Raw genomic sequence first — 18,936 nt, forward strand, 5'->3', positions numbered from 1 at the left:
TATTTCAACAATGTCTAAGGATTTTTCTGCTGATATTAGTTCACGCATCTGCAAGCATATGAATGATGATCATGCTGATGCCATAGTTCTTTATGCTAAGGCTTTTGGCGGTATAACAGATGCGAATGCAGCACAAATGCTGTCAATTGATGCACAAGGTATGGATTTGACAGCACAAGTGAATGGGGAAGTTGTGCCAGTTCGCATTCAGTTTGATCATGTTTTAGCAGATGCAGAAGATGCCCATCAAACTCTAATTGCGATGGTGAAGCAGGCGCGGGTGAACGCAAAGTGAAAAGACAAAAGTAAAGGTTAAAAACCTCGTCCGCAAGTGGCGCGTTCGCGGTAGCGTCTCGTAGAGAAAAAGTTCTGGTATCTGAAGTTAGGTAAAAACCCCACAAGAAAGTGGGTGGCTTAATTCAATTGTGAATTGCGTTAGCGAAGAGGGGCGTAGCCCATTGCGAATTGCGAATTGGGTTTATCTTAGCTATCAGGGATATTAGCTACTGCGGCATAAACCTTGGGTTGGATAATTTCAAGCTTCCAATCTGAAGAATAATCAGGCAACTCATAGCCAACATTCTTAACATGAGCCAGCATCAACTCATCCCGTTGATGCCAAACTGCAAATATTTTCTCTCTGCCATCATAAAGCGTTTCTAAGTCTATTTGATAAACCTCATTTACCCGCTTTAGTTTCAAGCCCAACAAATTTAACAATCGGCTGAGTATTTTTATTGCCGAAACCTGCTCTTTCTCGCCGACTAAGTTAATACCAAGCGCTCTTTTAATATGTTTACTATGTTGAAACACAACATTTTTAAGCAATATCAAGTCTGGATTACTTTCGGTAAATTCTCGTTCTGCTTCGAGAAACTGAAGCATTCCCAAAGCTCTCATCGCCTCAACCTTGAGCGTGTAAGTTTTTAAATCCGGCAGAAAAACTTTCCCTTCACCCCAAGACAATTGCTGATGCCATTCTTGCTGGTCTCTGACATGAAAATACTCGCTTTCGTGAGTTAGATAATAATGAATTAACAGTTGACGATAATATCCGTGGTCATCCTGCAATTTCAGCCAAGGAGTAACTTCTACACCATACCTTTGTCTGAGAACGTATTTATTGATTTGGTTACGTTCTCCATCAGTCAGAGAATGCTTCACTAATAGCTGCTCATATTCGACATAATCAATATCTTTAGCATTAGCTACAGCATTTGCTACAGACAATTGATTTTGCTGCTTAATATCTTTAATTTTGCGTTTAATTTCTTTAGCCTTTTGACGGCTTTGTGCCCAATCTTTTTGAACTTTGACAATTTCTAAAACTAATCTTCTCCGGGTAGCTAAATCATCAGCGTCAGTTGCCAAAAACGCAAGTCGTAAATCTCGAATAATATTATTGTGAACAGCATTACTCCGCAACTGAATTCGGTGCCCATCAGCAATCAAACCATCTTGCATCGATTGACGATAGAGGCGGATAGAAGCATTTACCCGTGCAGATAACTTAGCCCAAGTTCGCAAATGAATCGGGTCATGAACTAAAGGTAAATCCACATCTATTTTATGTAATGGACTAAGCAAAGCTAAGTTTTCTTTTTGATTTTCTTGATACCAATCAGATAGCAAGCGATAATTTGTACTACCACTACCAATTAAGCCAATACCTCGTTTAGCGCACCAGACAATACGCGGCACATCATCCCGCACTCTCGCTAATGCTTGTCTTGCTTCCGAGTCAGGAATTACCCCTTGAAAAATGCCATACACTCGGTCGAAATGTTGGACATCAATACTAATTCCTGTACCAAGGCTAGGGGTAACAAAAACGCCGTCATATTCAGAGATTTTTTGATTGATAGCTGCGATAAAATCAACGGCTGCGTGACCAGGTGTGTTTGTAGTATGGCTACTAACTACCAAGGTTTTGGGAAATTGCCTTCGTAATTTTTGTAACCGCTCTTTTAGATAACGTTCAATTGTTTCACAACTGTAACGCCCAGTGCGGCTATCGGTAGTAACGTAACATTTCCGTCCAGCAAGTAAATCTAATTCCAGTTGGTGAATTAGCGGTGTTGGGTTCGGCGAATCATAAAAAGTTACATCCCAACCATGCTGAGGTTTCCACTGGTTGAGAACTACCCAAGGTGTTAATTTAATTCCTGCTAATCCTTGTAAATATTCAATTGATACATCTGATAAATCAGCATCTTGGGCAATTACTAACCCCCCAGTTATTAAAACTGTGGAAATTAGTTGCTGGAATAATTTTAATATCTTTACACGCTTGTGTTTACAAGTATTGCTGTTTAATAGATGCCACAAAGACTGCTCTACTTCATCCAGAATTACTATTGCTCCCCGCCAATTTTCCGGGTTAAGTTTCCAAATAGAATCAACGCATAATCCAAGAGAGTGCTGAGGAGAGAGAGAGCGGAGGATGGGGGGAGCGGGGATAAGTGTTTTATCAATCCTTTTCTCCACATCTTCTTTATATGTTCCCCATTGAATACCAATTTTTTCACACAAAAATCTTCCTAGTAAAATTCTATGAGTAATTAATAAAACTGGTTGATTTCTAATTTTCGCTTGCTTAACAACGGCTTGCAGTGCTGTAGTTTTACCTGTTCCTTTTGCTGATTTGACTCCTATTAATCCAGAAGTGGGGAAAGGAATTTCACTTATATAAGGGCGATTCAAAGTGAGAGCAGCAGGAATACTTAGCTCAGTGTGGGGTTTGGTTTGAGCTAAATAAATTTCTAAATCAACACTTTGGCGATAAACTTTATCAAAACTAGTTGCACCTTTCGCAACGATAAACTCATCAACTCCTTTTTCTATTCCTGGAAGTTCGATGACTTTAACAGTGCAATTTTTTTGCTGGAATAAACAACCAAGTTGAGAAATAGCATTATTTACAGCAGCAATTGTTTTAGGTTGAGTTTCAAAATCAAAGCAAATATAAAAGCTACGTTTTGTAATTGCAAAAACTGCTAAGTCGGGAATCAACTGACGACGGGTAACTTTGCCAAATTCATCTTTAACAACCCGATAACCACTGGTAATTCCGGGAATAGCAATAGCTGCATATCCTTGTGTCAACAGTGTTGCTGCTTTCTTCACACCCTCGCAGAGAATGAGGGGAATGTTATATTGCATCACCCATTGCCAAAAGCCTCTAGCTTCACCATCAGCAGTAATGGTGATATTTTCAGGCATGACCAGATTGTAACGTGCAGCGACTTGCTGCCACACTTGCAGCGTTACCCGCAAACAAAACACCCGCGTTGGCGTGCTGGGGGGATGCTCGTATTTGATGGATTTACCATTGTGATTCTGTCGGGGTTGGTTTGGCTTAAAGCATCCCCATTCCATCATTTGCCAATTATTCAAAGGGTCTAGTCCCGAACACCACCAACCACCTTCAGTAATATGAGCATAACGCTGCAACCATCCGCTTTTCACCATTCCAGTATTGCTGCGGGGGAGCAGTTCAGAAATCAATAGGTACTCATAAGCAGTTACGCCTTGGAGCGACCTAAAATTGAGTTGCACTAAGTGTAAGTCTATACCACTACTCTTGACTAATTCCTCAAGGTGTTGGGGGTGTAAATAGTGCAGATGCATAGGAAAAGGTTTGAAGGGAAGTCAATGAGATTAAAACATTAACATGCATCTGCTTTTTTCCTATAAGAGATATTGCGAGGCTTTTGTGATGCTTTTTTTACCTTGTTATGGGAGACACATCGGTTAAGCCTCTAGTGGGTTATTCTGCCTATTAGATCCCCGAACTAATAATTTTGTATTGTGATATTTGTTCGCAATTAATTTTTATTTATCAGTAAATTTCTAAGTTAAGGAATGCGATCGCTAGAGGGGTTGCAGCAGCGATCGCTATAGGGTAACATTTTTATCTACTTCAACAAAAACTTTACACTGGGTATACATCTGTTAACACGCCTCATGTTTGGGGTGTGGCATCTCTAATGAATCAAGATAAAAACCTCACTCTAAAGGTGGCTAACAAAGGTTTGAGATAGCCAAGGCTATTAATTTTCCTTTCGCAAACAAGATTAATACAGATAACTTGACGTAACACTTTTACTCAAGTAGCACGGTAACTTCAAAAGCTAATTGGAGGTAAAATAGACAACAACTTTTCAAACAAGTTCAATCTGCTTTATAAACCAATACGGTTCAGTTAAGGGCTAGTTGTACAAAATTGTGGGTTTTCGAGACGCGATAAATCGCCGTCTCTACAAGTGTTTTGGTTTTATCTGACCTGTATTGCTTTATAAAGCCTTTGCTTTTAGTTCCGAATGTAGGGAATATGGCTTTATACTTTTTGAGTATACCGTGTGCTTGTGTCATCACTGGCTATTTTTTATTAAAAAAAAGTAATAATGAAATTTCGCATTTAGTCGCTGTATTTGCAGCTATCAGCCTGATTTTGGGTTTAATGTTAGCTCCTTGGCAGATTTTACTTCTACTATTAATTTTTATTCTTATCAGTACAAGCTATGAATACTACACAAGCAAGGTAGTCAACAGGGAAATACAATATCCACAACAGCCAGTTCCTAAATCTGAACCAGATTATAATTTAATCTATCGTGGGGCTTCCTATCGTGCTGACCTTGATGCTAAATCAAATGGAGTAACCGTACCATTAGTAACCCATAAATTGAGCTTTAGGGGATGTACTTATTTTGTTCGCGCTGATCCTAATGCCCAATCGGCTGGAATAATTACACCACCAGTAAACTATAAATTGAGCTTTAGGGGAAGCAGCTATTCTATAAATAGAACTGCACATAGATAAATTAAATAGCGAAGAATGTAACAAAAGTAGCTTGACTACTCGTTCTTTACAATTTGGGGATGTTGTAACAGCACGTTTTCCTCAACAAAACCCTCAATACCATGAGCAATAAGCTTATAAAACTGCAATTTTTGTTTGGTTTCCAAACCGTTAATTGGAGTATATATTTTTAAGCGAAAATATGCTCATTAAATACCTCTGCTCTTACCACTCTCCCCTTTCTATTAGTAGTTCCTGCGTACATATATGAATAATATTTTCCATACTTATTATCAGGTTTATTTCTATTCTCTAACAGCAGTGATTCCAAATTTGTTAGACGTTCAACAACATTGTCTGGTATCTGGTTTATGTGTTTTGCTAACTCGACAACAAGCGTAAAGAAATTAGACTTTCTAAACCAAATTGAATCAGATGGTAAAGCCATATCACTAATGGTAGCAAAAGTCTTTATTAGCATAGCTTTCATGTGATCTTTATTAGGGTATTCATCATTGTATTGAGCGATATAATTTTCAACTTCTTTATCTTGAGGAAAATACCCACCATTTTCAATAGTTGCCATTACTAATAATATAAAGTATAAATCAGCCATTCTGGTGAATTCTGATTCATGAAAAACACCATATTCTTGCAAAGAAATATCTTCTAAAATACTCTTACCAGTTTTGATAAAATAGCCGCTATATATAGCATTATGTATTTCTATATCGTCCAGTTTAAACTCTGTCAAATTAATTCTGCGGAATATTTCTCTGATTGTTTCCTCTGAGACTTTGCCTATATCTCTTACAACAATTTGATATGAGAGGAATTCTTCTCTTTTATCTTCTGTTAAATCTTCAAATTTAGGGATTTTATTTAAGCTTTTATCGTTATCATATTGATGATCAATATACCGTTTTATTGTAGTTAGTCTTTGTTGTCCATCAATAACGTGTTGTGTTGTACGCAGCTTTTTTGTATCAATGTCACCTTGGCAAACATAAATTTCAGGGAAAGGATATCCTTTTAAAATAGTATCTATAAATTCCTCTTGGTGATCATGAGTCCACACAAACTTTCGTTGAAAGTCAGGTCTTAATATAAATTTTCCTCCTTCAATATTCTGGTAAATATCAGCAATAGTAGGATTAGTCACTGATGGTTTAATTTGATTTGCCATACTCTCCACTGATTTCTAAAGATTTTTTCAGATCTATTAACCCACTTACTGTATACGTTTCAAAATGTTGATAAGTTTTGAATATACCAGCATTTACTTTATAGTCACCAACTTCTGATTTACCGTAAGAAATAGAGTTAAAAAAATCAAACCATTGATTTTTTAACTCGTTAACTTTAAATGAAACTGGTAGTTTGTCAGGCCTTATCCATCCCATTGCTGTGTATTCTAAAAAAGAATGGTACATCTTTAACTCATCGTATGTGACTGTTCTTCTTGCTCTCCTTAGTTCCATCTGATAAATACAAATAATATCAATAATTCTGTCATATAGGTTCTGGGATACTATAGCAACATCAATGTCTGAGTCATAATCAAAATTTTTCCTTTTACGTGGGCTAAATCCCAATTTCGCGGAGCCTGTTATGAAAACTTCATGAAAAGCAATATCAAATTCTTCAGAAATTCTTTTTCTAAATTCGTAGTATTTATCTTCTTGTCCCTCAAAGATATGTGGAGTGCCATGCAAAACTTTTTTCCTGCATAAATCTATTACAGCGGCATCATCTTTAATTTCTTGTAGAGATGATATAAATTCATGTACATTCACAGCTATATTTTTCTCAGTAAGATCTAGTAATATTTTAGATACTTGGTATATATAATAACGTAAATTATATTAAAAAAAGTAAAACTTAGTAGTAAAGCATAAATATTAAACTTCACTACTAAGTTATATTAACTAACCCCCTAACCTACGCCCCGACAGCTTCTTTCGCGGCGTACAATACCTCAGCGTTGATTTCTTTGAAACCGCGATCGCGGGCAAATTTTTCAGTATTACGCTTCACTTTACCGCGAACAAATCCAGGAATCTTATTCAATTCTGCTTGACCATCTTTTGTCCAATTCAAATCAGAATCAGCAGAAATTCCCCTAGTAATCACTTCTTTGGTATCGTGACCACCGAAGATTTCTAATAAGTGATCTTCCATTCCCAAAGTGAAAGAATTGTAGATCAAATCTGTAATCTGATTCGTGCCTTCGTAACCCATAAATGGTTTGTAACCAATGGGGAAGTTTTGGACGTGGATTGGTGCAGCAATTACGCCGCAAGGGATGTCTAAGCGTTTACCAACGTGGCGTTCCATTTGGGTGCCGAAAATGGCAGAGGGTTCGACACGAGCGATCGCATCCCCAATTTCACCATGATCTTCGGAGATTAGCACTTCATCGCAATACTCGCTAACCTGTTCGCGGAACCAGTCTGCATCATATTTACAGTAGGTTCCAGCCCAAACAACATGAATCCCCATTTCTCGCGCCAGAATCTTGGTAATGGCGGCGGCGTGGGTGTTGTCACCAAAGACGACAGCTTTTTTGCCAGTCAAGTTTTGACAGTCAATCGAACGGGAGAACCAAGCAGCCTGAGATACATGCAAGGTTTGCTCATTGATGAAGTTTTCATAGTCAACTTCTGCACCTTGAGCGTTAATTACCTGCTGAATCTTGCGAATACAACGGGCAGTTTCCACCACACCCATTGGAGTAATGTCTATATAAGGTGTGCCGAATTGTTCTTCCAGGTAACGCGCTGTGGTCAAACCGAGTTCACGGTAAGGCACCAGGTTAAACCAGGCTTGGGACATCTTTTTCAAGTCGTTTACCGAAGCACCTTCGGGAATTAAGGTATTTACCTCAATTCCCAAGTCAGCCATCAAACGTTTCAGTTCGGTGCAGTCGTGATTGTTGTGGAAACCAAGGGTAGTAGTACCGATAATGTTCACCGAGGGTTTCGCAGTTTTGCCCTGTGCCAATTCGCCCCGCTTCCGGGCTTTTTCAATGTAGTATTGGACAATTTGATCCAGAGTGCGATCGGCGGCTTGCAGTTCGTTGTAGCGGTAGTGGTTTACATCCGCCAGCATTACGTCTCCTTTCGCTTCCAGTTGCGCCCGTTCCACAAAGTTGTGCAGGTCTTCTTGCAAAATGCTGGAGGTGCAGGTGGGAGTTAACACAATCAAATCTGGGTGTTCCTCGGCATCCTTGCGGACGATGTTATCTACTACCTTCTCTTGTGAGCCGCGTGCCAAAACGTTGCGGTCAACAACACTGGTTGTCACTGGAGTGAAATCCCTCTCCCGCGATAGCATTGAGCGCATGACGTTAAAGTAGTCATCGCCAATGGGGGCGTGCATGATCGCATGAACATTTTTAAAAGAACTAGCGATTCGCAGAGTGCCGATGTGGGCTGGGCCTGCATACATCCAGTAAGCCAATTTCATGTTTGTGTTCTCCCTTTTCAACAGAAATAACACGGAGTCCGATAAGAGTGGACTATAAGTGCTTGATTATTATTAAATCGTTTCTGATTGTCTCAAAAGTTGTATCCCTGATGAAGTAAAGACTTGTAAGGTTTTTCCCTGAGGTATGTAGGTGTAGGCATCGCTCAAACCTTCTTCCTGATTGGAATCTAGCTTCTGAATTTAACAGTAATACTGTTACTTTTTTAAAATAAATCTTAATTTTTCGGCAAATTTGTTTGAAATTTTGGGAAATGTGTTAGCCACCAATAAATTTAGAAAATTTATCGAAACAGAATTCAGTTAGGTATTCTGACCGAAAAAGCGGATAGCGTAGCGTAAAGCCTGCGGCATAGCTACGCTTAGAGCGAGTCTTCTCCCTTAGCGCTAGCCTCTCCCTTTGGGAGAAGGAGAGACGCTACGCGAACGAGCGTTTGAATAAGTGGGTTTAAAACCCCCACCAAATTGGAGATTTATTTGGTGTCAACTTTCGTAGTGGTGGGTCTGAATCGCCCACTGATAGCGAGTCTAAGAGTGTCTTGATTCTGACTCTTGTTAGCGGATAGCTAAGGTTTAGCCCATTCTGGCTCCTGAATTCTTTTTCGAGAACAACTTCTCCGAAAATACAAACAAATCTTACAGGATGTTTGTAAAGAATCAGGTTGTATCAATATCCCCCCAACCCTTTTTAAACAAGGGGAAAAGGGGGGAATAACACTAGCAGAATTTATTCGAGGGAGTAGGAATTAACCTAGAGAGGTGTTAGTTATTGCCGAAAAATTTCTACTTTTTCTAAGACTACATCTTGATTAGGACGATCTCTAGTTGTAGGTACATTGGCGATGCGGTTGACTATATCCATACCTTCGACAACTTTACCAAAAACACTGTGTTTGCGGTCAAGATGAGGCGTTGGCCCTTCTGTAATGAACCATTGCGAACCATTAGTACCGCGTCCTGCATTTGCCATTGAGAGGATACCCGCACTAGAGTGTTTCAATTCAGGATGAAATTCATCTTCAAATTGATATCCAGGGCCACCAGTACCCCAACGGTTAGCCATATCCGTATAACGACTTAAGGGATCGCCACACTGAATCATAAAATCAGGGATGACTCGGTGAAAGCGAACTCCATCGTAGGCAGGAGTCCCCTTTTGAGATTGACCTGTCTTAGGGTCTTTCCAGTCGATTGTCCCGGTTGCTAAACCTACAAAATTTTTGACGGTGTTGGGGGTTTTGTCTTCCTCCAAAAGAACTATAATTTGACCCAAGGAAGTAGTTAAACGAGCGTGCAGTGTGCCTTCACCGGGAATATTAATTTCAGGAAAATTCATGAGGTATCCTATTTTGAAAACTGCCAGTTTTTGGACTACGATAAGCTTATCAGCATTCAAGTTACAGGTTTACAGATTACGAAAAAACTGAACCAAGGAAACTTTAGAAAACGAATATTTTACTCGGGTAAATTAATCGCTGGATTACGGCTAAAGAATCCTCTAGGGACTAGCTTAAAGCCAACTCGATGAACAGGCATTACAGGCCAATCTTCCGATCGCGGAACATGAGTTACGCCCATTGTGTACCACAGCACGATATCTTCACCCATCAAGGATTCATCGTCTGTAATATATTGTGGTAAACCCTGTCCAGGTTGAGTCTGGTTGGGATAATCACCGCCAGCATAGAATTCAGTAGGTTTATATTTTGTTACCCAGACGTGGTGAGTCGCAAATTCTGCCCTTTGACGGATGTTTGAGCGTTCTACAGGCAAAAATATGGAGTTTTCACCAGGCATCAGCATATATCCAGGTGCAGCCCCTAGCGTATTTTTCTTATTTGCACTAACAATCATCCATTCCCGACTGCTTTTCATATCCAAATCGCGGACAGCAGCCGTTTCTTTTGCTAGGGGATCTTCTGTAACTGCGATCGCATTTCCTAAAGGATTTTTCTCATCCATTGGTAAAGCTTTCACATTCATTTCCATCACAGAATTAGCCTGACCATCGACATCGAAATCTAGGCGATAGTTGAAAAAGTGTTGGTGATTTACTCCGAGGATATTCTTAGCAATTAACCGACCATATAAATCATTCTCAGATTGCTTTTGGGCAGCCGTTCCCTGCGTTAGTAAGATACCCGTTAATTCATTTTGGACTTCCAAAGTTCCATCTTGGTGAAAAATCCAATTAATGCTGTAATCATAGTTGTCAACGGCCACCGTCATTGTCATGACTAGTTCTCGACTGCGACGAACATGATTACGCTGAGTATTGTACTCATAGTGTTTCCACAGCATTCCGTTATCGCGTTCATAGATACCAATAACTCCTGGTATTTTATAAGGTTCTCCCTGCTCATTAGCAAATACAGTATCCAGCAAAAGGCCGTTTTCAGGAATTTCCTTACCTAACTCCATCGTATTTGCTAGCAAACCAAGGTTGTATTCCCCAACATCAAATGCATTCCTAAACGACCAAGTGGGATCTGGATCGCCGTAAGGAACTACCATCTCTGATAGGCTAGCGCGGTATAAAACTGGTCTGATATCTTTTCCGTCGTCGTGTGTCACTTGGTACAGCACCAATCCACTACGGGGATGCATTAAATACCGAAACTTCCAACCTTGCCAGCTAATTTCATTATTATCAATTCGGAAACTTGCACCATTTGGTTGCAGAATCTTTAATGCCTTAGGCGCTGAAAGTAATTTGCCTAAAGACTTTACATCATAGTTCCAGTTTTCTTTAGAGAAAGGTACGTTTCCCTTGTCAACTAAACTAACAATTTTACCTGCGTTCAAATTTACCTTTGCTAAGACTCCTTCAATAGGACTACCGTAATAGTTCCAGCCTTGGCCTTTGTAGTAAGATAAGGCCCGACAAAGACGATTACCTGTTGCTTCTTCTTGTTTACTTAGGATTCCTGGTGCCCAACAACTAATTTTGACTTGATCAAAATCAGTAATTCCTCGCCTTTGCATCGCTTTTTGCCATTGGGGATCAGCTTTAACTACCTCGGTTGCCAATTCATAATCTGAATTGACGATCGCAGGCTGAACCGAGGGTATTTCTTTCCAGGAATTTAAAGCTTTGTTTTTTAGATCAACAATTCCCTCATACGTTTTGTTTTGCGATCGCTCATAAATTACTAAAAAAGCTTTTCGCTGGAAAGCTTTACCTGGCCCAAAATTGAGAACTTCTTCTTTATCTGGTTCTTGTAAAGCAATAAGTGGAAAAGCCGCCATTTCGCTCAAAGTTTTTTCTCTTTTGATAAACGAAACAGCTGTACTAATTTCTGCCTCTGTTAGCGAAGTGAGAGGATGGGAAATAAAAGGCTGTTGAGCCGTTAGTATTCCCATTAGTCCCAGTAAGATACAAACGACGACAATAATGGCAATAGGTAGCCACAAAAAACGCTTTAGCCGCTTAATCATCTTTTACATTTAAAAAAAGACTTATAGTTATCTATTTCCAAGCCTAAGCCGGAAAACCGATAAATTAAGAGGCTAAAGCCAAATTAATTTGTTAATAGTTGAAGGGACTGGGGACTAGTACCGCATGGCGGAAGTCAAAAATCAAAAGTTAACACTGAGCGAAGTCGAAGTGTCAAAAGTCAAAAAGCTTATTAAGACAGACTTTTTGGCGATTTGGAATGGGTGGTTTATTTACGCTGTACTATACTAGTGAAAAGTTCGTTTTCCCTACATTTCCATGCCTCATGTTCTCATTTAGGCAGAAACCAAACGACGTAAAGATTCAGCACGGCGTTTAGCAATAGGGTTATTTGGAGCAAACTTTAATGCTTCTTCGTAACTTTGTAACGCCTGAGTAGTTAACTTTTTTTTCTCGTAAGCGTGACCAAGATTATTCAACCCTGTTACGTAGTCTGGTTTAGCTTTTAGGGCTTCTTTATAATTACGAATTGCTAGGTCATATTGCTCTTGGATAAAATAAACATAACCCAGCCCGTTGTAAATGGGAGCGATATTTTCTTCTCCCTCTTCTTGGGCAACTTTGAGCGCTTTTTGAAACAGAATGATCGCTTGGGAATACAGTTTTTTTTCTGAATAAATACTACCTAACTCATAATATTCTTGAGTCGTACCCTTTTCTTTCTCTAATTTCTTTCGCAACTTCGCAAAAGAGCTTTCAATCTTGCGAGTTTTGAAAATCTGGCGAAAAACACTCACGGCTGCAAGTGTAAGTATACTCACAAAAATTGAGAGATAAATTATGGCTAGACTGTTATCCATTGCTGCAAATACAAATATTATAAAGTTGCTTTTGTATCTATTATCAGCCTATTGTTATTTGTCCTTTGTCCTTGGTTATTCACTAATGACCAATGACCAATGACTAATGACCAACTTACGGTAAGCCCCAATATTGAACACGTTGTTGGAGCCAACCCTCTGCTAAGTAACGAGCGATCGCTTCATTCACATTTCGTCTTAACTCATCGTACTGCAATCCCTTGGGCATAACTACAGACAAGGGTTCAGTTGATAGCTTGGTTGGCAGTAGCCGATATTGGGGATATTGTTGCACCCAACCGCTCAAAACGCTAGCATCTGCGGCAAAGGCAAGGACAGCATTACTTTCTACTTTCTCTCGCGCTTCTTGATAGGAATTCACTCCTACCAATTCGGCATTTGGCACATAGTACCGCACTTGAGCAATGGTGCTGGAGTTATTCAGTACGGCAATTTTTTGTTTTGCCAAATCACTAAACTTCTGCACAGAGGCATCTTTTGTAACTAATACAGTGCCATCCAAATAGTAGGGAACACTGAAACTAACTATGCGGGCGCGTGAGGAGGTTGCTGTCACCCTAGCGATCGCAAAATCAACTTTCTTGTCTAAGACTACAGACAAGCGATCGCGATTCGCTACAGGTTCCAATTTTACAGCCTCTGTTTTACCAAGCAAGTCAAGTGCTAATTGCTGTGCCAAGTCAATTTCCAAGCCTTGCAAATTCCCCTTGGCATCTCTAAATCCCAAGGGACGCAAGTTATCTTTGACGGCAACAGTTAGATAGCCCCGCTGCTGAATTTCTGGCATTTCGGCAGCAGACGCAGTTAATCCTGTTCCCACTATGGAAAAGCAAGATATCCAAAAAATAGTGGCGGATAATACCAGATGTAACCGAGTAATTACTTGCCATCTGTTACATCTGTTATACATCCCTTGCCACCTTTATCCTTTAGCTTGATTTGCCAATTCAGCAACTTTGCCGAAGCTAGCTGGATCGAGGACTGCTAATTGTGCCAACATCTTGCGATTTAGTTGGATATCAGCTTTTTTCAAGTTACCGATCAACTGGCTGTAGCTCAAGCCGTGTTGCCTTGAAGCAGCGTTGATGCGGGTGATCCAGAGACGGCGAAAATCGCGCTTTTTCTTTTTGCGATCGCGGTAGGCACTCCGTAGCGCCTTCATCACTTGTTGGTTGGCAGTTCTAAACAGAGTTGAGTGAGAACCGCGAAAACCTTTAGCTAGTTTGAGAATTTTATTGCGGCGCTTCCGAGCTACATTACCGCGTTTTACCCGAGTCATAACTTATTTCCTAAAATACTTACAAATATGGGAGCATCAAGCGCACATTAAGTTCATCGCGTTCATGTACAAGCGCACTCTGACGCATACTACGCTTTTTGTCAGAAGATTTGTGCTCTAAAAGGTGGCTTTTGAACGCTTTACGACGGACGATTTTGCCGGTGCCGGTGGCACGGAATCGCTTTGCCGCAGCTTTACGAGTCTTTAGTTTAGGCATGGTCTAGTTTTGATTCGACACGATCCATTATTATATACTATAAAAATCGCTAGAATAGCAATTAAATAAAGGATTTAACCAACTGCGATCGCTGAAGAACCAATTATTTTCACCTATGGATGAGGTCAATATAGTCGAATATGACCCACGTTGGCAGATTTTGTTTGCAGAAGAAGCCAAGCGGATTTGGCAGGCACTAAGCAATGACTTAGTTGTGGAAATTGAACATATTGGTAGTACCGCAGTACCAGGAATGGCAGCCAAACCAGTTATTGACATTATGGTGGGAGTACGTTCATTAGTAAATGCGAAATCTGCTGTTCCGATATTAGAATCTTTGGGATACGTTTATTGGTGTGAAGATCCGCGCCCTGGACGGATGTTTTTTGTGAAAGGAATGCCACCATACGGAAAGCAACGGACTCACCATGTTCATATAGTCGAGGTTGACAGCGAATTTTGGGAACGCAAGCTATTTTGCGACTATCTGAGGAGGCATCCTGAAGAGGCGAAACGATATGAGGCTTTAAAACGCGATTTGGCGGCAACTTTTCGGAGCGATCGCGAGGCTTATACTAATGGTAAAAATGACTATATTCGGGCTGTGATGTCAAAAGCGCGGTGTGAGGAGATGGGGAAAATCCCTTAGATAAAATGCAATTTTAAGGAATATCCTCACTTAAAAAAACTGTCTCTAAATCCCGATAACCACTGATAACACGCACAACTTCCACACCGTCATCAATCGGACGATAAAATATCAAATAATCTTCTACGGGGAAACTCCGTAAACCGCTTATAAAATTATCGCAACTTTGCCCCATATTAGGGAAATCAGCCAGCAATTTACACTGCTGTTTAAATTTTTCGTTGAATCTTCGAGCCGCACCAGGATTAAAGCGGATAATATAGCGATTAATCTCCTTAACGTCTTGCTTGGCTGGAATTGTTAAAACATACCGACTCATTATTTAGCGCCCTCTGCTTGTTGCATTTGAGCTTCAGCACGTCGGATATCTTCTTCAATTTCTGCAAATACCTCTTCGCCATCGACTACTTCACCGCGCTCTGAGGCTTCTATTCCTTCTTGGATTTTAGCTTTCAATTCTGCTAGACGCTGATCTCGAAGGCGATCGCGTTCTTCTAGCAATCTCAATGCTTCACCCATCACCTCACTAACTGAGTGATATTTACCACTACTAACCTTATCCTTAACCAACTGCTCCAGTTCTGGGGTCAAAGATATATTCACAACTATTACCTCATTCCATTTACCCTATATCCTAACCGACAGGGGTTAGAGCAAGATTAAAATAATTCGTCATTGAATCGATTGGGGCCTAAATGCCCAACTAATTAAAGATCGTCAAAAAAGACAATTACGCGCGAGTGTTTCACCAAGAATTACGAATTACGAATTACGAATTAATTCGCCGCTGTTTGGGCTTCTTGATAAATTATTTCTTGAAACTGGATCATATCTTTTTGCGGATCGGCGTGACTGACTTTCACCAATATCTGTTCGCCCAAGTTCACAGAACGTTTGAAAACCATTGGTAACTGCAAACCCAAATCTTCGATCAAAATTAGGGCCAAGTTGCTGTCTTCTCGCAGCCACATCAACACTGTTACATCCCAAGTTTCCTCTGGATGACGGCGTAAATACTCTAGAGCATAATATCTATTCGTTTGCCGTTCTACCATCGTCACCTCTTGGGTGATGCTGGTGACAGTCATCATCACTTCTTTAAGTTGATCTGCGGAAAATGGCAGAACTTCACCCCGCAAATGGGCTTTCAGTTGGAAGTGGGTAAGTAAGTCACTGTAACGGCGGATGGGAGAGGTTGCTTGAGTGTAAGTATCCAAACCCAAACCAGCATGGCGCAGAGGCGTAATGCTCATTTCGCTCTTGGGCATACAACGACGCATAGCGCAAGCGCGAACGAATCCGGCGGGAAGTAGCAGCAATTCTTCTTCCGGGGGTAATTCTGGTTGCGGCTGACCACGAAAGGGCAAAGGTATGTTATGAGCTTTACCATAACGAGCCGCCACTTCGCCAGCAACAATCATCATTTCTGCTACTACTTGCCGCGACGGGGAATCGTCCAAAATATCAATATTGATCTCGTCATCTTTGACTTTGATCATCGCTTCCGGCATGGTGATGCTAATTGCCCCTTGAGCATAACGCCAAGCCTTGCGCTTCTGCGCCCAAGTAGCGATCGCTGCAATTTCTGGTTCTGCTTGTACCCGTAATTGCAGCATTTCATCTACATCTTCGTAGGTGAGGCGATAAGTCGGCTTAATCGAGCTGGTATGAATGCTGTAATCTTCAACTCCCCCAGTTGTATCTAAAATAATCCCGAAACTGAGGGCGCAACAAACCCGTCCCTGGATTAAACTCATTGGCCCAGTCGCTAATACCTCTGGGAACATGGGAACCATCCCCGTAGGTAAATAGACTGTACTACCCCGCTTTCTGGCTTCCAAATCTAATTCATCTTCGGGTACTAACCATCTCGTGGGATCGGCAATATGCACCCACAGACGTTCCCGACCATCGGGGAGTACTTCCCAACTCAGACCATCATCGATCTCTGTGGTGGTTTCATCATCAATGGTGTAGACCTTCAGGTGAGTCAGATCAAGGCGGTTTGTATCTGAGTCAATTGGCGGGAAATCCAAACGCTGTTGCGCCACTTCTAATACCTTATTAGGAAATTGGATCGGAATTGAAGAACGACGCAGGAACAAGTTTTCATAAGGACTCCAGTAACCCAAATCTACCAACAGTTGAAAGGCTCCTTGGGGTGTTGTCGGTCGTCCCAGCATGGTCATAGTTTCTAATACTGGAGCGCTTGGCGGATAAGCGCGAGCCAAGGAATCATAATTGACTCCCGTCCGCACGGTGTCAGCAAGCAGCGCCGCGTATTTTTCTAGCCCTTCTAAGCGCTGGCGATCGTGGCGTCCCCACTCTACTGCTTCACCTTTGAGCGCCTGCTCTACACGAGTTAAAAATTCCTGCTGTCCCTTAGCTTTTAGCGCCTCTACTTCTATCTGGTGCTTACGTTCTGCTACCTGAGCAGCAGTTCGCGGCTCGTAAGCGTCTCCTTTTTGCTTGAAATAAAGTTTGTCGTCTGATAACAAGCAATAGGCGGCGTAAGAATGAGGCCCAGCTGATTCAGAAAATAGCAAATTTGCCATTTGATCTGGGGTGACTGTTTCCCCATCTTCAACCAGTAATTCCCAAGCCACTTCTAAACTAGATGGATCTAAATAAGGCTTGACCTGCTCCAGAAAATTGGCAATCTCAGAGGGCTTGTACGTCTGTCCGGTAACTGTATAAGTTATTTGTCTAGGCGCGAGGCTGTGGGATTGACCACGTTCGTCTACCACAAACCAGCGGGTTTTACCGTCTGGACGTTCTACGATGCCCAGACGGCGATCGCCTTGAACCCTAAATTCAACTAGCGTCCCCTTCTCCACAACTCTCGCACTCTAATAATTTTAGATTTTAGTCGCACCTTTGGTGCGCTGGAAGCACAACTTAGATTTTGGATTTTACAACTGGTGTTAAATCCTAAGTCCAAGGGTTTTTCATGCAGCAATCCATTTTACACTCTCTGAATTCAGATTTGAGATTTTGGACTCAGAAAGACAAAGCCAGATGTTTATTTCAATGCAGCTTCTCTTTATAATCCAAAATCCAAAATTCCAAATCCAAAATTGTTTTAGCCTTCCGCATTGATAAATGGCAACAAAGCCACAATCCGCGAACGTTTAATTGCTAATGTTAACTCTCGCTGTTGTTGAGATGTTAGCCCAGTAATCCGACGTGGCAATATCTTACCCCGCTCGGTGACAAACTTACGCAGTAAATCAACATCTTTATAATCGATTGGTTCTCCAGGCTTGATCGGAGAAAGGCGACGACGGAAATAACTCATCTCTACTTAATTTCCTTGTGAACAGTATGTTTGTTGCAGTGGGTGCAGAACTTTTTCAGTTCTAGCCGGTTAGTGGTGTTGCGGCGATTCTTGGTGCTGGTATAACGTGAAACACCAGCAGAACGCTTGTCTGAATTTGTCCGACACTCGGTACACTCTAGTGTCACAATAATGCGGGCACCTTTACTCTTAGCCATAATCTTACAAACAGTGAAGCCTGAAGAGAATTAACACAAATGACTATCTTCTCACATTCCGCCGCATATTATCAACTAATCTTTTAATTTTTATGTCAAGCGAGTAGCCACGACGCGACGAAACTATGAAAGTTCCGCAATAGCGATCGTGTAAAGCCTGCCGCATCTGGGTATCAGAGAAGGCAGTCCCACAATCAATTGCTAGGGGAAGTACTAGCAGTATAGCAGTGGGATTGGCTCTAATATTGCTCAGAGCAATTGATACTAAAAGCGCACCCAAGCCGATAATTGCCTCTCGTTTCACTAGTGAGAGCAAATCTGGGATTCTGCCCACTACTTCCCCATCTTCAACTTCCAAGACTTTTAAATCGAACGCCCAACGCCCTAAACTTTGCCCTTGATTGTTGTATACCACCAACACTCGCAAAATCAGCCAAAGTATCACAAAAACTAGGATTTGCACAAATTGAATACCGATATCGCCGCCTCCAAGTAGGGAACTGACTAACCAGACGCCAAGGAAATCAAGCCCTAATGCCATACCTCGCCGCCCAATCTCAGCCTTGGGATAGTGTTTTTGGGGAAGTCGTTCGATAGTCATACAAAATAGGTATTTTTATTTAGGGGTTGGGAAATAATTGCTCCTGTTTTTAATATTAAGGTGATGACTTGGGTTTGGCGTTGAGACTAGTTTTAGATGAAGAGAGCGTTTTTGGTAAAGTTTAGTA

At 41.1% G+C, this 18,936-nt stretch carries 19 protein-coding genes; 3 read left to right on the forward strand and 16 right to left on the reverse strand.

Annotation, left to right across the window (positions count from 1 at the left end):
• Positions 1-10: 10 nt before the first annotated feature.
• Positions 11-295, forward strand: coding sequence for a DUF2470 domain-containing protein (locus VB740_RS21890; protein ID WP_323202016.1), 285 nt, complete (start codon positions 11-13; stop codon positions 293-295).
• A gap of 188 nt (positions 296-483) precedes the next feature.
• Here VB740_RS21890 and VB740_RS21895 read toward each other — a convergent pair whose 3' ends face one another.
• Positions 484-3,630 (reverse strand): plasmid replication protein, CyRepA1 family, encoded by a 3,147-nt coding sequence (locus VB740_RS21895; protein ID WP_323202017.1) that lies wholly within the window; start codon positions 3,628-3,630, stop codon positions 484-486.
• Positions 3,631-4,333: 703 nt separating this feature from the next.
• Between VB740_RS21895 and VB740_RS21900 the strand changes: the two genes are divergently transcribed.
• On the forward strand, positions 4,334-4,825 hold the full coding sequence (locus tag VB740_RS21900; protein WP_323202018.1) for a hypothetical protein: 492 nt from the start codon (positions 4,334-4,336) through the stop codon (positions 4,823-4,825).
• Between the two features lie 169 nt (positions 4,826-4,994).
• Here the strand turns inward: VB740_RS21900 and VB740_RS21905 are convergent, their stop codons facing one another.
• The 9 genes from VB740_RS21905 to rpmI all read right to left on the reverse strand — a co-directional run bounded on the left by VB740_RS21905 (position 4,995) and on the right by rpmI (position 14,064).
• Positions 4,995-5,990: a DUF262 domain-containing protein gene (locus tag VB740_RS21905; RefSeq protein ID WP_323202019.1), complete on the reverse strand. Its 996-nt coding sequence runs from the start codon at positions 5,988-5,990 to the stop codon at positions 4,995-4,997.
• Complete coding sequence (locus VB740_RS21910) at positions 5,974-6,600, reverse strand: hypothetical protein (protein ID WP_323202020.1); 627 nt, start codon at positions 6,598-6,600, stop codon at positions 5,974-5,976. Before VB740_RS21910 ends, VB740_RS21905 begins: the two co-directional genes overlap by 17 nt.
• 145 nt (positions 6,601-6,745) lie before the next feature.
• Entirely contained in the window at positions 6,746-8,272 is a 1,527-nt protein-coding gene (gene bchB, locus VB740_RS21915; RefSeq protein ID WP_323202021.1) for a ferredoxin:protochlorophyllide reductase (ATP-dependent) subunit B, read from the reverse strand.
• A 784-nt stretch (positions 8,273-9,056) separates the two neighbouring features.
• A complete protein-coding gene (locus tag VB740_RS21920; RefSeq protein ID WP_323202022.1) occupies positions 9,057-9,626 on the reverse strand; it encodes a peptidylprolyl isomerase in 570 nt (189 codons plus the stop codon).
• 119 nt (positions 9,627-9,745) lie between these two features.
• Positions 9,746-11,728: a primary-amine oxidase gene (locus VB740_RS21925; RefSeq protein ID WP_323202023.1), complete on the reverse strand. Its 1,983-nt coding sequence runs from the start codon at positions 11,726-11,728 to the stop codon at positions 9,746-9,748.
• Positions 11,729-12,022: 294 nt separating this feature from the next.
• Positions 12,023-12,547, reverse strand: a complete 525-nt coding sequence (locus VB740_RS21930) for a tetratricopeptide repeat protein (protein ID WP_323202024.1) — start codon at positions 12,545-12,547, stop codon at positions 12,023-12,025.
• Positions 12,548-12,662: 115 nt separating this feature from the next.
• A complete protein-coding gene (locus tag VB740_RS21935) occupies positions 12,663-13,478 on the reverse strand; it encodes a transporter substrate-binding domain-containing protein (RefSeq protein ID WP_323202025.1) in 816 nt (271 codons plus the stop codon).
• 12 nt (positions 13,479-13,490) lie between these two features.
• Positions 13,491-13,847, reverse strand: a complete 357-nt coding sequence (gene rplT / locus VB740_RS21940; RefSeq protein WP_069069781.1) for a 50S ribosomal protein L20 — start codon at positions 13,845-13,847, stop codon at positions 13,491-13,493.
• A gap of 19 nt (positions 13,848-13,866) precedes the next feature.
• Positions 13,867-14,064, reverse strand: a complete 198-nt coding sequence (rpmI, locus tag VB740_RS21945; RefSeq protein ID WP_109007939.1) for a 50S ribosomal protein L35 — start codon at positions 14,062-14,064, stop codon at positions 13,867-13,869.
• A 115-nt stretch (positions 14,065-14,179) separates the two neighbouring features.
• Here rpmI and VB740_RS21950 point away from each other — a divergent pair, with 115 nt between their 5' ends.
• Positions 14,180-14,713: a GrpB family protein gene (locus VB740_RS21950; protein ID WP_323202026.1), complete on the forward strand. Its 534-nt coding sequence runs from the start codon at positions 14,180-14,182 to the stop codon at positions 14,711-14,713.
• Between the two features lie 13 nt (positions 14,714-14,726).
• On the opposite strand, the gene VB740_RS21955 is transcribed toward VB740_RS21950, so the two are convergent.
• The 6 genes from VB740_RS21955 to VB740_RS21980 form a co-directional block, all read right to left on the reverse strand.
• On the reverse strand, positions 14,727-15,032 hold the full coding sequence (locus tag VB740_RS21955; RefSeq protein WP_323202027.1) for a type II toxin-antitoxin system RelE/ParE family toxin: 306 nt from the start codon (positions 15,030-15,032) through the stop codon (positions 14,727-14,729).
• On the reverse strand, positions 15,032-15,316 hold the full coding sequence (locus tag VB740_RS21960; protein ID WP_323202028.1) for a type II toxin-antitoxin system ParD family antitoxin: 285 nt from the start codon (positions 15,314-15,316) through the stop codon (positions 15,032-15,034). Before VB740_RS21960 ends, VB740_RS21955 begins: the two co-directional genes overlap by 1 nt.
• Positions 15,317-15,489: 173 nt before the next feature.
• Positions 15,490-17,550, reverse strand: a complete 2,061-nt coding sequence (locus tag VB740_RS21965; protein ID WP_323202029.1) for a ribonuclease R family protein — start codon at positions 17,548-17,550, stop codon at positions 15,490-15,492.
• A gap of 245 nt (positions 17,551-17,795) precedes the next feature.
• Positions 17,796-18,011, reverse strand: coding sequence for a 30S ribosomal protein S18 (gene rpsR, locus VB740_RS21970; protein ID WP_012411240.1), 216 nt, complete (start codon positions 18,009-18,011; stop codon positions 17,796-17,798).
• Positions 18,012-18,013: 2 nt separating this feature from the next.
• Positions 18,014-18,208: a 50S ribosomal protein L33 gene (gene rpmG / locus VB740_RS21975; protein ID WP_094333178.1), complete on the reverse strand. Its 195-nt coding sequence runs from the start codon at positions 18,206-18,208 to the stop codon at positions 18,014-18,016.
• A 43-nt stretch (positions 18,209-18,251) separates the two neighbouring features.
• Entirely contained in the window at positions 18,252-18,809 is a 558-nt protein-coding gene (locus VB740_RS21980; protein ID WP_323202030.1) for an RDD family protein, read from the reverse strand.
• Between the last annotated feature and the right edge of the window lie 127 nt (positions 18,810-18,936).

The sequence above is a fragment of the Nostoc sp. UHCC 0251 genome, assembly GCF_034932245.1.
GTDB lineage: Bacteria > Cyanobacteriota > Cyanobacteriia > Cyanobacteriales > Nostocaceae > Nostoc.

Excerpts from the sequence above, each read along its gene's own strand:
- VB740_RS21900 (WP_323202018.1), top strand. The coding sequence starts at position 4,334 with ATGGCTTTATACTTTTTGAGTATACCGTGTGCTTGTGTCATCACTGGC.
- VB740_RS21905 (WP_323202019.1), bottom strand. The coding sequence starts at position 5,990 with ATGGCAAATCAAATTAAACCATCAGTGACTAATCCTACTATTGCTGAT.
- bchB (WP_323202021.1), bottom strand. The coding sequence starts at position 8,272 with ATGAAATTGGCTTACTGGATGTATGCAGGCCCAGCCCACATCGGCACT.
- VB740_RS21950 (WP_323202026.1), top strand. The coding sequence starts at position 14,180 with ATGGATGAGGTCAATATAGTCGAATATGACCCACGTTGGCAGATTTTG.
- rpsR (WP_012411240.1), bottom strand. The coding sequence starts at position 18,011 with ATGAGTTATTTCCGTCGTCGCCTTTCTCCGATCAAGCCTGGAGAACCA.
- VB740_RS21935 (WP_323202025.1), bottom strand. The coding sequence starts at position 13,478 with ATGTATAACAGATGTAACAGATGGCAAGTAATTACTCGGTTACATCTG.
- rplT (WP_069069781.1), bottom strand. The coding sequence starts at position 13,847 with ATGACTCGGGTAAAACGCGGTAATGTAGCTCGGAAGCGCCGCAATAAA.
- VB740_RS21980 (WP_323202030.1), bottom strand. The coding sequence starts at position 18,809 with ATGACTATCGAACGACTTCCCCAAAAACACTATCCCAAGGCTGAGATT.
- rpmI (WP_109007939.1), bottom strand. The coding sequence starts at position 14,064 with ATGCCTAAACTAAAGACTCGTAAAGCTGCGGCAAAGCGATTCCGTGCC.
- VB740_RS21890 (WP_323202016.1), top strand. The coding sequence starts at position 11 with ATGTCTAAGGATTTTTCTGCTGATATTAGTTCACGCATCTGCAAGCAT.
- VB740_RS21955 (WP_323202027.1), bottom strand. The coding sequence starts at position 15,032 with ATGAGTCGGTATGTTTTAACAATTCCAGCCAAGCAAGACGTTAAGGAG.
- VB740_RS21925 (WP_323202023.1), bottom strand. The coding sequence starts at position 11,728 with ATGATTAAGCGGCTAAAGCGTTTTTTGTGGCTACCTATTGCCATTATT.
- VB740_RS21930 (WP_323202024.1), bottom strand. The coding sequence starts at position 12,547 with ATGGATAACAGTCTAGCCATAATTTATCTCTCAATTTTTGTGAGTATA.
- rpmG (WP_094333178.1), bottom strand. The coding sequence starts at position 18,208 with ATGGCTAAGAGTAAAGGTGCCCGCATTATTGTGACACTAGAGTGTACC.
- VB740_RS21895 (WP_323202017.1), bottom strand. The coding sequence starts at position 3,630 with ATGCATCTGCACTATTTACACCCCCAACACCTTGAGGAATTAGTCAAG.
- VB740_RS21920 (WP_323202022.1), bottom strand. The coding sequence starts at position 9,626 with ATGAATTTTCCTGAAATTAATATTCCCGGTGAAGGCACACTGCACGCT.